This is a genomic window from Gemmatimonadota bacterium (assembly GCA_039715185.1).
Taxonomy (GTDB): domain Bacteria; phylum Gemmatimonadota; class Gemmatimonadetes; order Longimicrobiales; family RSA9; genus DATHRK01.
The window spans coordinates 1-12,682 of sequence record JBDLIA010000030.1 but is presented as its reverse complement, the minus strand read 5'-3'; the positions used below and the strand labels follow the sequence as shown (position 1 = coordinate 12,682).

Annotated in this window: 13 protein-coding genes; 4 read left to right on the top strand and 9 right to left on the bottom strand. The window is 67.9% G+C overall.

What is annotated here, in order from left to right; genetic code table 11:
• Nucleotides 1-49 precede the first annotated feature (49 nt).
• Entirely contained in the window at nucleotides 50-1,294 is a 1,245-nt protein-coding gene (locus ABFS34_07540; GenBank protein MEN8375286.1) for an HlyD family efflux transporter periplasmic adaptor subunit, read from the top strand.
• 29 nt (nucleotides 1,295-1,323) lie between these two features.
• Complete coding sequence (locus tag ABFS34_07535) at nucleotides 1,324-2,058, top strand: ABC transporter ATP-binding protein (protein ID MEN8375285.1); 735 nt, start codon at nucleotides 1,324-1,326, stop codon at nucleotides 2,056-2,058.
• A 65-nt stretch (nucleotides 2,059-2,123) separates the two neighbouring features.
• Here the strand turns inward: ABFS34_07535 and ABFS34_07530 are convergent, their stop codons facing one another.
• The 8 genes from ABFS34_07530 to ABFS34_07495 form a co-directional block, all read right to left on the bottom strand.
• On the bottom strand, nucleotides 2,124-2,627 hold the full coding sequence (locus tag ABFS34_07530) for an energy transducer TonB (protein ID MEN8375284.1): 504 nt from the start codon (nucleotides 2,625-2,627) through the stop codon (nucleotides 2,124-2,126).
• 260 nt (nucleotides 2,628-2,887) lie between these two features.
• The gene (locus ABFS34_07525) at nucleotides 2,888-5,041 is read right to left on the bottom strand and encodes a 3-hydroxyacyl-CoA dehydrogenase NAD-binding domain-containing protein (GenBank protein MEN8375283.1); all 2,154 of its coding nucleotides are present in this window, start codon (nucleotides 5,039-5,041) and stop codon (nucleotides 2,888-2,890) included.
• Nucleotides 5,042-5,169: 128 nt separating this feature from the next.
• Nucleotides 5,170-5,919: a hypothetical protein gene (locus ABFS34_07520; protein ID MEN8375282.1), complete on the bottom strand. Its 750-nt coding sequence runs from the start codon at nucleotides 5,917-5,919 to the stop codon at nucleotides 5,170-5,172.
• Between the two features lie 133 nt (nucleotides 5,920-6,052).
• A complete protein-coding gene (locus tag ABFS34_07515; GenBank protein MEN8375281.1) occupies nucleotides 6,053-6,991 on the bottom strand; it encodes a M23 family metallopeptidase in 939 nt (312 codons plus the stop codon).
• Nucleotides 6,992-7,187: 196 nt separating this feature from the next.
• Nucleotides 7,188-8,699: a methionine--tRNA ligase gene (gene metG / locus ABFS34_07510; GenBank protein MEN8375280.1), complete on the bottom strand. Its 1,512-nt coding sequence runs from the start codon at nucleotides 8,697-8,699 to the stop codon at nucleotides 7,188-7,190.
• Nucleotides 8,696-9,550: a regulatory iron-sulfur-containing complex subunit RicT gene (gene ricT, locus ABFS34_07505; protein MEN8375279.1), complete on the bottom strand. Its 855-nt coding sequence runs from the start codon at nucleotides 9,548-9,550 to the stop codon at nucleotides 8,696-8,698. The genes metG and ricT overlap by 4 nt, the downstream gene beginning before the upstream one ends.
• Before the next feature lie 165 nt (nucleotides 9,551-9,715).
• A complete protein-coding gene (locus tag ABFS34_07500) occupies nucleotides 9,716-10,318 on the bottom strand; it encodes a hypothetical protein (protein MEN8375278.1) in 603 nt (200 codons plus the stop codon).
• 161 nt (nucleotides 10,319-10,479) lie between these two features.
• Complete coding sequence (locus ABFS34_07495; protein ID MEN8375277.1) at nucleotides 10,480-11,088, bottom strand: ABATE domain-containing protein; 609 nt, start codon at nucleotides 11,086-11,088, stop codon at nucleotides 10,480-10,482.
• Between the two features lie 176 nt (nucleotides 11,089-11,264).
• Here ABFS34_07495 and ABFS34_07490 point away from each other — a divergent pair, with 176 nt between their 5' ends.
• Both ABFS34_07490 and ABFS34_07485 read left to right on the top strand, forming a co-directional pair.
• Nucleotides 11,265-12,140, top strand: coding sequence for an EamA family transporter (locus ABFS34_07490; protein ID MEN8375276.1), 876 nt, complete (start codon nucleotides 11,265-11,267; stop codon nucleotides 12,138-12,140).
• Nucleotides 12,137-12,451 carry a hypothetical protein gene (locus ABFS34_07485; protein MEN8375275.1) on the top strand — a complete coding sequence of 105 codons (315 nt, stop codon included), beginning with the start codon at nucleotides 12,137-12,139 and terminating at the stop codon, nucleotides 12,449-12,451. Before ABFS34_07490 ends, ABFS34_07485 begins: the two co-directional genes overlap by 4 nt.
• A gap of 14 nt (nucleotides 12,452-12,465) precedes the next feature.
• Here ABFS34_07485 and ABFS34_07480 read toward each other — a convergent pair.
• Nucleotides 12,466-12,682, bottom strand: a 217-nt coding sequence (locus tag ABFS34_07480; GenBank protein MEN8375274.1) for a DUF3237 family protein, incomplete at its 5' end; no start/stop codon positions are given.

Here is a 12,682-nt window from a genome sequence, read left to right as displayed (position 1 = left end):
CGGATCAGTACGGGAGGTTACCCGGACAGGCAGTAGGACGGGGCGACACGTGGACATTCAGCGCGAGCAGAAGAAGAGCAAGAAGCGCTACCTGTACGGCGGCATCGCCGTAGGTGGCGTGGCGCTCGCCACGCTGGGGTTGACCCGACTCGACCCATCCGCGCCGGTGGTGGACCGCGCGACGATCTGGACGGACACCGTCGAGCGCGGGACCATGCTGCGCGAGGTCCGAGGGCCGGGAACGCTGGTCCCCGAGCAGATTCGCCTCATCCCCGCCGTGACCGCGGGGCGGGTGGAGAAGCGTCACATGCAGCCGGGGACCGAGGTCACGCCGGAGACCGTGATCCTCGAGTTGAGCAACGCAGAGGTGCAGCGCGAGCTACTCGAGGCCCAACGCCAGTTGACGGCGGCGCAGGCCCAGTACGTCAGCCTCCGTTCGACGCTCGAAAACCAGGCGTTGAATCAGGAGGCCATCGTCGCCCAGACGAGGTCCATGTACCGCGAAGCGCAGCGCCAGGTGGAGGCCAACGAGGCGCTGGCGGCGCAGCAGCTCATCGCCAAGATGGAGTTGCAGCGCTCGCGTGACAGCGCGGAGGAGCTGGCCGAACGGCTGGAGATCGAGCGCAAGCGGCTGGAGTCGCTGAGGCGCTCCCAGCAGCCGCAGGTGGAGGCGCAGGGCTCGCAGGTGAATCGGCTGCGCGAGATCGTCGCCTTCCAGCGCGGGCTGGTGGAGTCGATGCGGGTCACCGCCGGCGTCTCCGGCGTTCTGCAGGAGCTCCCCCTGGAGGAGGGCCAGTGGGTGACCCCCGGAATGCTCCTGGCGCGAGTCGTACAGCCGGGACGCCTGAAGGCGGAGCTGCGCATTGCCGAGACGCAGGCGACCGAGGTGGTGGTGGGATTGCCCGCCGTCATCGATACCCGCAACGGCCTGGTGCAGGGACGCGTGGTGCGAGTGAACCCCGCCGTGCAGAACGGCACCGTGACCATGGACGTGGCGCTCGAGGGTGAGCTGCCGCGCGGTGCACGGCCCGATCTGAGCGTCGAGGGCACGATTCAGATCGACAGGCTCGAGGACGTCGTCTACATGGGCCGGCCGGCCTTCGGCCAGTCCAACAGCACCGTCGGGCTGTTCGTCGTCGGTGCGGACGGCGACGAGGCCACACGCGTGCTGGTTCGACTCGGCGCGGGGTCGGTCAACGAGGTGCAGGTCCTGGAAGGTTTGAGCGACGGCGACGTGGTAATCCTCTCCGACATGTCCAACTGGGAGAGCGCGGACCGCGTGCGGTTGCGTTAGAGGAATACTTCAAACAACGAGATGGATCGATGATTCAGTCCGGCCAAGCGCGGATCGAGCTCAGGAACACCGGCAAGGTATTCCTGACGGAGGATCTGGAGACGCACGCCCTCAGCGAGGTGAACATCTCCATCGCGCCCGGTGAGTTCGTGGCGGTGGCGGGTCCTTCCGGGTGCGGCAAGACAACGCTGCTCTCGATCCTGGGGTTGCTCGATACCCCCTCCAGCGGGGACTACCTGCTGGACGGCCGCTCGGTGGCCAATCTGACCGCCGCGGAAAGGGCGCAGATTCGCAATCGTGAGATCGGCTTCATCTTCCAGGCCTTCAACCTGATCGGCGACCTCACGGTGTACGAGAACGTCGAGCTGCCGCTCAGCTACCGAGGCGTGAGCGCGGCCGAGCGCAAGGAACGCGTGCACGCCGCCCTGGAGCGCGTCGACATGGCGCACCGGCTCAAGCACTTTCCGTCTCAGCTCTCCGGCGGCCAGCAGCAGCGCGTGGCGGTCGCTCGGGCCATCGCCGGTGATCCGCTCATCCTGCTGGCCGACGAGCCCACCGGAAACCTCGACTCCAGCAACGGGGAGTCCGTGATGGGGCTGCTCCACGAGCTCCATGGCACGGGTTCCACGATCTGCATGGTCACCCACGACCCGAGATACGCGGAGTCGGCCGAGCGCGCGATCCATCTGTTCGACGGCAAGGTCGTGAGCCACGAGCAGGGCCACGCCGCGCACGAGCTGGAGGAGGCCGGGTTCGGGGTGTAGCAGGCAGGGGTCAGCTCAAAGTTCTTGCGCCCCATCGGCCTCAGCGCGCCGGTGGGGCGTCTTCCTTACCCGGACGTTCCGATCGGGATGGAAACCCATACCGCTCTCGGAACGCCGTCGATCCGCGCCGGCAGGAAGCGCATTCGTACCACCGCGTTGTAAGCGGCCGCGTCCATGCCTTGACTGCCACTGTGCTTGGCGAACCGCCATTCCAACGGGAGACCATTCGCCGCCACGCGAATCCACAACTCGGCGGCACCGCGGAGGTTGGCTTTCTCAACGTCTCGCGTCAGCATTCGAAGGACGAGATCCCGGTTCAGGAGCAGCGGCCTGCATTCATGGATCGGACCAACCGCCAGTTCCGGGTTCGGCCCCCCGAACATCCCGACACGAACACCACGGATGTCTTCCACATCGGTTCTCAGGTTGGCGTATATCGCGTCCATCAACTCGACCTCGCGCTCAGGCGCTAGCGTCGAGTCGACGGAGTATACGTCCGTCACCGCGCCCGCCGTATCGTACTGCACCGACAGCACGTAGCGTGCGGCTTGGCCCTCGAAGCCGGGCACCTGTCGGGCCGCCTCGAGGGCGGTGATCGAATCCACGACGACCGACGCGGCCGGGATTTCCTTGGGCGTCCACCAGCAGAATTGGGCCTGTGCGTCCGTCGGTTGCCAGCCGACCTCACGGAGATCGCGCTGAGACTGACCCGCCACCTGGGGCGCGCATACAGCTATCGCCGCGCAGGCCAGTCCGATCGTGATAAGTGTGCGAGTAGGGGTGCTCGCCAGTGATTCACCGCCGGCCCCGCGCCCGCTCGGGCTGATCCTCATCGGTCCGCGGCGTAGAAGCCGCGACCGGATTCGCCGGCCGCCAGGAGCGACTCCGCCGGCTCGAAGCGCTCGCCGTGTAAAGCGGCGAGTTCCTCCAGGCGCCGCAGATTATCCTCGCTCCCCTTTGCGTCTGCCCACCTGAGCAGGCCGCCTCGGAAAGGCGGAAACCCGGTACCCGCGATCATCGCCAGATCGACGTCGGCGGCGGAGCGCGCGACCCCGTCTTCCAGTACGCGGGCCGCCTCGTTGACCATGGTCAACAGGCAGCGATCGAGGATTTCCTGCTCCGGGACGGCGTTGCCTGCCGGCGGCGGCCGGCCGGTGAGCTCGGCGTAGACGGACTCGTCCACGCCGGCGTCCTTGCCGTCGACGTAGCGGTAGAACCCGCTCCCGCCCTTGCGCCCCAAGCGGTCGCTGCCCGCCAACGCCGTCATGACCGGAGAAGGGGCCATGCGCGGGCCGAACGCGTCGTGCAGCACCGCGCCCGCGTGGCGTGCTACGTCCAGGCCGATTTCGTCCAGGAGCCGAAACGGACCCATGGGCATTGCGAAGCTCTTCAGAACCGCGTCGACGGCGTCGACGGAGGCGCCATCCTCCAGGAGCCACCCGGCCTCGTTCAGGTACGGGCCGAGGACCCGATTGACCAGAAATCCTGGTCCGTCGCCCACCACGACCGGGGTCTTGCCGAGGCGGAGCGCGAAGGAGAAAGCGGTCGCGAGCGCCTCAGCGGACGTCGCCTCCCCACGGATCACCTCCACCAGCGGCATGCGATGAACCGGGTTGAAGAAATGCAGGCCGCAGAACCTCTTGGGATCGCGCAGCGCCGACTGCATCTCGGTGATGGACAACGTGGAGGTGTTGGAACAGAGCACGGCTCGGTTCGGGGTCTCCTCCTCCGTCTCTCTCAGGACGGACTTCTTCACGTCCATCCTTTCCACGACGGCCTCCACCACGAGGTCGAGGGAGCCGAACCCGTCGTAGGTCAGCGTCGGAGAAATGCGCCCCATGATCGCCTCCGCCTCCCGACGGTCCAGGCGGCGTCGCTGCAGCGTCCGGTCCACCCTTTCCCGGGCGGCTCGCAGGCCCGCCGCCAGGCCCCCTTCGTCGATGTCCTTCATCCTGACCTCGACGCCGCGCGATGCTGCCAGGTGCGCGATCCCGCCCCCCATGACGCCGGCGCCCAATACGCCGATCCGCTCCACTTCGATCGGGTCGCCGGCAGGCGCTCCCTTCTTCGCCCCCTCGAACAGCCGAAACACGTGGATCAGATTCTTGGAGACCGGCGTGGCCACGAGCTCGCCCAGGGCGCGCGCCTCGATTTCGAAAGCCCGGTCGAGCGGGAGGGGGAGGGTGCGGCGGATGGTGTCCAGGATCTTGAGCGGCGCGGGGTAGTGGCCGCCCGATTCCTTCAGAACCCGCTTGCGAGCCTCGCGCAGGATCAGGCGTCGGCCCGGCGCGGTGTCCTCCAGCAGGCGCGCCGCCAATCCGCGGCTCGGCCGTGCCGGTGGGGCGTCACCATCGGCGAACGCACGCGCGACTTCGGCCGCGCGCGTATGGAGTATCGCCGCGGAGACGACCTCGTCGACCAGGCCGATCCGTCGGGCCTTGGCGGGGCGCACGTTCTTGCCGGTGAGGATCATGTCCAGCGCCGCCCGGAGGCCCACCAGGCGCGGTAGTCGGGTGGTACCGCCGAACCCGGGAAGGATACCCAGCCGCACCTCGGGCAGCGCGATCTTGGTGCGCTCCGAGTCGCTGGCGATGCGGTAAGTGCAGGCCAGCGCGAGTTCGGTTCCGCCACCCATGCAGGCTCCGTCGATGGCGACGACTGTGGGTACCGGCAGGCCCTCCAGCCGGGTGAAGATCGCCTGGCCCGCGGCGGCGAGCCCGGCCCCGATCGCAGGATCCTCCACCGCCTTGATGGCGTCCACGTCGGCGCCCGCGATGAAAGTGCCCGGCTTGCCGCTCCGCACCACCACCGCGCCCACCGTACGCGCCGCGGCGTGGCGCTCGATGTCCCCCAGTAGCTCGTCCAGCCGACCCAGCACGGCCTCGGTCAGCAGGTTGACCTTGGCGTCAGGCCGCTCGAAAACGAGCCAGGCGATGCCGTCGTCCAGCTCGAGCCGCATTGTGTCCCGGTCGGGTGAGGTCATGTTCGAAGTCGAGGTACAAGGCCTACGAGAGAAACGAACGGGCCGTGCGTCGACGGAACGCACGGCCCGTGCCGGCCGAGTCGGCCGCGCCGGAGTAGACCTCGGCGCGGCGCGGCTGGGAGGCGTCGTTACAGCTTGGGCCGTACCTGCGCGTTGTCGCGATTCAGTACCACGCCCGACGAATCGCCGCCGGCAACCTCGGCGGGAACGTTCCAGTAAAGCTCCTCGAACGGCAACTCGTGGCGAGCGTGCACCCACCAACTGCCCGCCGCCGGAACGAACATCACCGCCCCGGTCGCGGTCGTGGTATCGTACATCTCCTCGCGCCCGGCCTGTTCGAGCGCTACGCCGATCGCCGAATCGACGCCAACGAACGCTTCGTCGGCCCACTGCGCGCGTCGCACCCGAATCTCGTCGGTGGCGGCTGTAACCTGTGTCTGGAGATCCGAGAAGCGGTCGAACGCCTGCTTGGACTGCCGATCCAGGCGTTGCTCCTGACCCTCCAAATCACCGAACGCATTGAAGGCGACGCGATACTCTCCCGAGGTACGGTTCATGTTGGCGAGGCGTTCCGAAAGCGTCTTAAGACTGTCCCGCACGATGTTCCAGCGGGATTCGGCCTGCTGCCACTCGTCCTGCGCCGACGCCATGGCCTGCTGCAGCCGCAAGACCGAATCCGGCACCGCCGGCTCCGGGGCCGAAGCCATGGCCTCGAACTCCGCGAAGATGGCGTCGCGGTCGTAGGGGAGCAGCTGGATTTCCAGGTTGCCGATGGCGGTCGGTTCGCCGTCCGCGTTCGCGAGACGAGCGTCGACGGAGAACTCCGTGCTCCCGCAGGCCGTGGCCAGCAGGAGGACTCCAAGAGTTGTTCGCTTCATTTTTCGGGCTCTCTCCGATCCTGAAGAGGCGCTGTTCGTGGCAGTGCGCGTCGCAAGCTGTGGAAGCTAGAACCGCCTCGTTGCGTTTTCAAGCAACGAGGCGGCGGTCATCGATATTCAAGTATCGGGATTCTCAATCCGGCAGGACATCGAGTTCGAGGATGTAGCGCCTCGGGTCGATCGCCCGGCCGCTGACCCAGACCTCGTAATGCACGTGCGGCGCAGCCGACAACCCGGTGCTGCCCACCTCGGCGATCGTCTCGCCCCGCTCCACCTTCTGGCCGCGGCGCACGAGCAGCTTGGAGGCGTGGGCGTAACGCGTGCGAACGCCGTAGCCATGGTCCACTTCGACCATGTTGCCGTAGCCACCCTGCCGGCCCACGAAGGTAACCCGGCCCGCCGCGGTGGAGATGATGGGCGTCCCCATCGGCGCGGTGACGTCCACGCCCCTGTGGGGGCGGGCGACGTCCAGAATGGGGTGCAGTCGACTGTGGCTGAACACGCTGGAGATGCGCCCATCCGTGGGCAAGATCGACGGGGTCGCGCGCATGCGCTCATGCGTGGCGGACAGGGCCCTGGACGCTTCGTCCCAACTGGACGAGAGCAATTGTGCCCTGCGTACCATCGTCGAGACGTTGGTCTTCGCGGTGCGCGCCAGCCGACCCATGCGCGGGTTCAGTCGCTCCAGGTCGGCCGGGGACGAACGATCCGATCCCGGACCGCCGATCCCGGCGCGGCGAACGCCCTCATCGAGCGGCTCCAACCCGGCCAGGAGCCGGTACTGTTCGTCCTGACCCCACAAGCCGCCGAGCTCACCCTCCAGCTCCGTCATGCGACCCCGAAGCTGGTCCATCTGGTTTTCCAGGAGGGCGTTTTCGCTGGCGAGGCGCACCGCCTTGGACCGCTGAGATTCCTTGACGAGAAACCCGGCCGACAACATGGCCATTACGCCCAGGACGAGGGCGGCCGCCCCCAGGACCAGCCGAATGAAGCCGCGTGAGACGCGCAGCTGCCGCGCCTCCGTGTCTCCATCCGGCACGATCATCAATGTCCAGTGGCGTCGTGCCGACATACCTGTCCGCCTGGCCTGTGTAATCGGCCCCGGGCCTCAGCGCCCGGAACCAGCGAAAACCTGCGAGCTACTCTGTGGAAAAGCGCCCGGATTGTACTGGTGCGGTCTGGATAGGTCAAGTTCCTGGCCACGGCAGTCAGACTCGCGCATGTCAAAGTGCCGCGCGGCGTTGCGTGCGTTCCTTCTACCCCGGCGTTCACTCCGGCCGCGGAAACAAAATGTCACCGCGCTCGACCTTTTTGCCCGCCAGATCCAGCCTTCCCAGGTCGCCAACGAGCGGCACGGCGGGCAAGCCGAGGCGATTCGCCAAGGAGGCCATCTTGAGGGGCAGGTACGGGGCGAGCATGGTGCTCAGCGTGGCGAGTGTGTGCACGAGCGAACGAAGCACCGCGTCCAGGTCGTCGGCGCGTTCCGTATCCTTGGCCAGCGCCCACGGCTCCCGCGCGGTGACGAATCCGTTGGCGGCGGACGCCAGGTCGAACGCCGCCTGCAGGCCCTCGTGGAGCAGGTGCGCGTCCATCGCCGCGACGTAATCTTCGAGCAGCTCGGCGGCGCGCTCGTCCAACTCTGTCGGTCCGGCGCCGGGGACGACACCCGCCCGGTACCGCTCCACCATCGACAGCGCGCGGTTGACCAGGTTGCCGACGTCGTTGGCCAGCTCCGCGGTGTAGCGCTCGTCGAAGCGCTCACGAGTGATGTCTCCGTCCGAGTCCCAGGGGACCTCACGCAGCAGGTAATACCGAAGGGCTTCGGGTCCGTGGCGTTCGATGGCCTCGTCCAGGTCGAAGCTCACGCCTTCCGACTTGGACAGTCGGCGCCCTCCGTAGCCGACGAATCCGTGCGCCCACACGGTTTTGGGAAGCGCGATCTGGGCGCTCATCAGGAACGCGGGCCAGTAGACGCAGTGGAACCGGGTGATGTCCTTGCCGATGACGTGCAGGTCCGCGGGCCAGTAGCGCTCGTATCCGGACTCCGGATAGCCGGTCGCGGCCAGGTAATTGATCAGCGCATCGATCCACACGTAGGCGGTTTCGCCTTCGCTGTCGGGCCACGGGACACCCCATGAGATCGCGCGCGATACGGACAGATCCTGTAGCCCGCCCTCGAGGACTCGCCGGATTTCGTTGCGCCGAATCTCGGGCTGGATGAACTCCGGCCGCTCGTCCAGGAGAGCCAGGAGCGGGTCCCGGTAAGCCGACAGGCGGAAGAACCAGTTCTCCTCGACCGTCCACTGGATCTGCCGCGACGGGTGGAGCGGACACCGCAGTCCATCGCCCTCGCCTTCCAGATCATCCTCGGACTTGAAGGCCTCGCAGCGGATGCAGTACCAGCCCTCGTACGTGCCACGGTACAGGTCGCCGGCCGCGTCGATGCGGCGGATCACATCCTGAACTGCGCGGTGGTGCCGGGCTTCGGTGGTGCGAATGAAGTCGTCGTGGCTGATGAGGAGCGCCTCCCATGCGGCCCGGAAGGCCTCGGCTATCCGGTCGACCCATTCCTGAGGTTCGAGCCCCGCGCGCTCCGCGCTCTGGATGATGTTCTGGCCGTGCTCGTCCATGCCCATGACGAAGTGCACTTCTTCGCCTTTGAGCCGGTGATAGCGAGCGATGGCGTCCGCGCCGATCTTCTCCAGCGCGTGGCCGAGGTGGGGTAAGCCGTTGGCGTAGTCGATCGCCGTCGTGACGTAGTAGGTGCCGGTTCGGCTCATGAACCTTGGGCCCCGCCGTCCTCCGTCGACGCGACGTCTCCGCGGAGTTCCTCCAGGGTCGCGATCCGGTGCGTTCCGTCCGCGGCTCGAAGCTGGATGCGCTCGCCCCAGATGTCGACGCTGAGCACGCGCTCCTCGCCGCGCGAGGTGCGCAGCGTCTTGCCCTCCCGTGGGAAGCGGCGGCGAGCCTCGACGTAGGCGTCGTGCTCGTAGGTGAGGCAGCACATCAGGCGGCCGCAGCACCCCGAGATCTGCGCTGGGTTCAGCGACAGACGCTGGTCCTTGGCGAGCTGCAAGCTTACCGGCTTCAATTCGCGCAGCCACGTGGAGCAACAAAGCTCGCGACCGCAGCGGCCGACGCCGCCCAAAAGCGCGGCCTCGTCCCGCACGCCGATCTGCTTGAGCTCAATGCGCGTACGGAACGCGCGCGCGAGGTCCCGGACCAACTCCCGGAAATCGACCCGTCGCTCCGCGGTGAAGTAGATGGTGAGCTTGTTCCGGTCGAACTGCCATTCGGCCTCGGTGACCTTCATCTTGAGGCCGTGGCGCTCGACCTTGTCGCGCGTCAAGCTCCGAACGCGCGCCTCATCCGCCCGCAGCGTGCGCGAGCGGCCCAACTCGTCCGTGGAAGCGAGACGTAGCACTCGCAACTCGGGGACCGGAGCGGCGCAGCCCGTACTGCAGCCCGAGCACTTCCGCTCGGCGATGGCCCCCGTCGCCGTGACCCGCCCCAGGTCCTCGCCCCGGTCGGCCTCGACTATGACGTAATCTCGGGGCGTGACTTCGCTCAGCGAGGAGGCGAAGTAATCCCTCCGATTGCCCTTGAAACTGACTTCTATGATGCGGGCCATGCCGGCCTGTTATCTCGAGAGCACTCTCCGGCGCCTGCGCCGGACGCGCGGCCCGCGACCCCGTGCGGGGCCGCGCGCCACGCGAAGACTAATCAGGCGAGCGGACCGGGGCGAGGGGAAGGGCAGGCATTCCGTCCGGGATGCCGGACGTTGTCGAGGCTACGCTCAATGGCTGGCGCTCGCCGCGGCCTCGCTCCACATCACGTGCGCGTCGTATCGGCCGGCGTGGTGCAGGTAGGGGAGACCGGGTTCCCGTTCGGCACTCAGCCCGACCTCGTTCGCCGTGGCGCCGGGCAGGTACACCAGGTGGTAGACCGTCAGGCCGGCCGGCTGGCCCGTCGCCCGCGCGTCGTCTCCAGACACCGATACCTGGTACGCGCCCGAGGGCACGCTGACCCGCCCGGCGTCGATCTCGGCCTGCACGCGCGCGGAGAACTCATCGCCCCGCAGGCCGTCTCGGCGAAGCCTCCGCTCCAGCGCCAATAGGGGGTCGAGCGCCCGGTGGTAGCACGTGACGGAGAGGCGGTCGTCTCCGGGTTCGTCGGCGAGGCAGATGTGAAGCCCCGAGCCCTGCCGCAGCACTCGGTCTCCGTCCGGCCCGGGCAGCAGGATGGTGGCGTCGTCGCGCGCCTCGGGTTCCAGGAAGGCGAGCGCCGGCGCGAGCGACTCCAAGTCCTGCGCGGCCGCGGGTGGCGCCGCCTGCAAGGATGCGCTCGCGAGCAGCGCCGCTACCGCGAGCGGGGAAACGCCGTGGAGTTCGGCCCGCATGAAACCTCCGATAGGATGAGGGGCGGGTGTCGCCCTGGGGTCGTAGCCCTGCCTCGCATCCGATGTACCCGATGGGGGGACTCGGTCGATCTTCGGCGCGTCAGAGATCTGTCGAGATTGTGTGATGCGGTACGGAGCGGGACCTGTCAGTGCGCGTCGCCTCAGCCAGAATCGGCTCGGCTACGCGCACGAAATCGCCTCACCTTCGCGCGGTTGCCGCAGTCGGCCATGTCGCACCAGCGCCGGCTCCGGTTGCGGCTCGTGTCCGCATACAGGAAGCCGCATTCGTGGCCGGCGCATAGCTTGACGCGCGCGGGCTCCATGCTGAGCAGCAGGTCACCGGCGTTCGCGGCGAGCGAGGAGATGAGGAGCTCCGAGGCCTCCTCGGCGACGATGCGGGAGCCGAACCCCTCCTCCCCGACCACGAGTCGTCGACGCGACTGGGCCCGCGTCCACTCTTCGCTCAGGCGGGTGAGCGCGGCGTCACTCGGTGGCGATCGTCGCGCCAGGGAACCGAACACGTCGTGGATCGCTTCGCGGAGAGCGATCGCGCGGCGGAAGATCTCCTCTTCGACGCCGGTCACGCGCTTCAGCCGGGCTCGTACCGCGCCCGGGTCCAGTAGCCCCGCCCGGACGCCCCACCACAACAGGTCGCCGAAGTCTTCCAACCAGTCTTCCCACTGCTCGGCCCCCCGCCACGACACCGTGTTGGTGAAATCGAGCGCCGGTTCCCCGGCCACCAGTTGCAGGCCGCCGATCGTCTCGGGCATCCCTCGAGGAGACTCAGAAGAAACCATCTATAGCCTATTGACTGGTTACGACCACCACTGTATCATGGAACCAGTGTAAACGATTTTACTGGTTACTTCAACTCTCGGCCGTGATGCCCAGCCAGAGTCTGCCTTCGGCGCCGCCTTCCGCGGTGCGCCTTCCAGAGCCCCGAGCCGTGGGCCCAGAACGGAGCGTAGCGGCGTTCGGCGCCATCTACCTGATCTGGGGCTCGACCTACCTGGCGATCCGCTACGGCGTGGAGACGATACCGCCGTACCTGATGACCGGCGTCAGGTGCCTGATAGCCGGGGGGCTCCTGTACGGGTGGTCACGGTGGCGCGGATCTTCACGCCCGGCGGGTCGCGCGTGGCTGGCGGCCGTCGGCGTGGGCTCGCTGCTGTTCGTGGTGGGACAGGGGGTCCTGAGCTGGGCGGAGACGAGGGTGCCGTCGGGCCCGGCGGCGCTGCTCGTAGCCACGATCCCGCTGTGGATGGTGCTGGTCGATTGGGCAAGACGCGGAGGCCCCGCGCCGGCGGGGCGGGTGTGGCTCGGGATCGGTGTCGGACTATCGGGGGTGCTGCTCCTGACAATTCCGCGGGGCGGCGCCGCGGGCGTCGATCCCCTGGGAGCGGTGGCGATACTCTTCGCGGCGATCTCATGGTCCGTGGGCTCGTTCTGGGCGCGGAGTCCCACCCTGCCGGAGTCCCGCACCCAGTCGGCCGGCATGCAGCTGCTGGCGGCCGGGGCGGTCCTCGTCGTGATCGCCGCCGCCGTCGGGGAGCCGAGCGGCTTCGATCCCCGGGCAGTCAGCGGCCGCTCGCTGGCCGCGCTCACCTACCTGATCCTGTTCGGATCCGTGGTGGCTTTTTCCGCCTACATCTGGCTCCTCGACCATAGCACGCCGGCCAGAATCGGCAGCCACGCGTACGTGAACCCCATCATCGCGGTTCTGCTCGGCGTGGCGGCCGGGGACGGAGCGTTCTCGGGCTGGATCGTACTGGCGACGGCCGCTGTGGTCGGCGCCGTCATGCTCACGATGGAGGAAATATGATAGCGCGCTGGTGGAAGGGCAGAGTCAAGGCGGCGGAGGTGGACGAATACGTCCGCTACGTCGAGGAGACCGGCATCCGCGGAATCGCCGCGGTGCCCGGGAACAGACTGGCCCTGGTGCTGACACGCATCGAGGGCGACGAAGCCGAGGTGGGCGTCCTCTCCCTGTGGGACTCCATGGAGGCGATCAGGGCGTTCGCGGGCGAGAACCCAGACATCGCGGTGTACTACCCGGAGGACGACCGCTGGCTCCTGGACGCCCCCAGGCGGGTCGCCCACTTCGACGTCCCGGAGGCCGCCGGAGTGGGCTGAGACGGCGGGCGGGGCTACACGATTTCGTGCATGCTGTAGCGCGCCTCTCCGCGGTCGAACTCGCCTATCCCCACCGCCACGACGCGGTTCAGCCAGTCGTAGTCCCCGGCCGCGGTCTCGAAGACCGGCGTAACGCGGAAGTAGTAGTCCGCGGCGCCCACCGCCTCGCCCGCCTGCATGCGAGAGCGCGTGTCCGGCGGGATCCACAGTACGCCGCGGTAGCGGACGTAG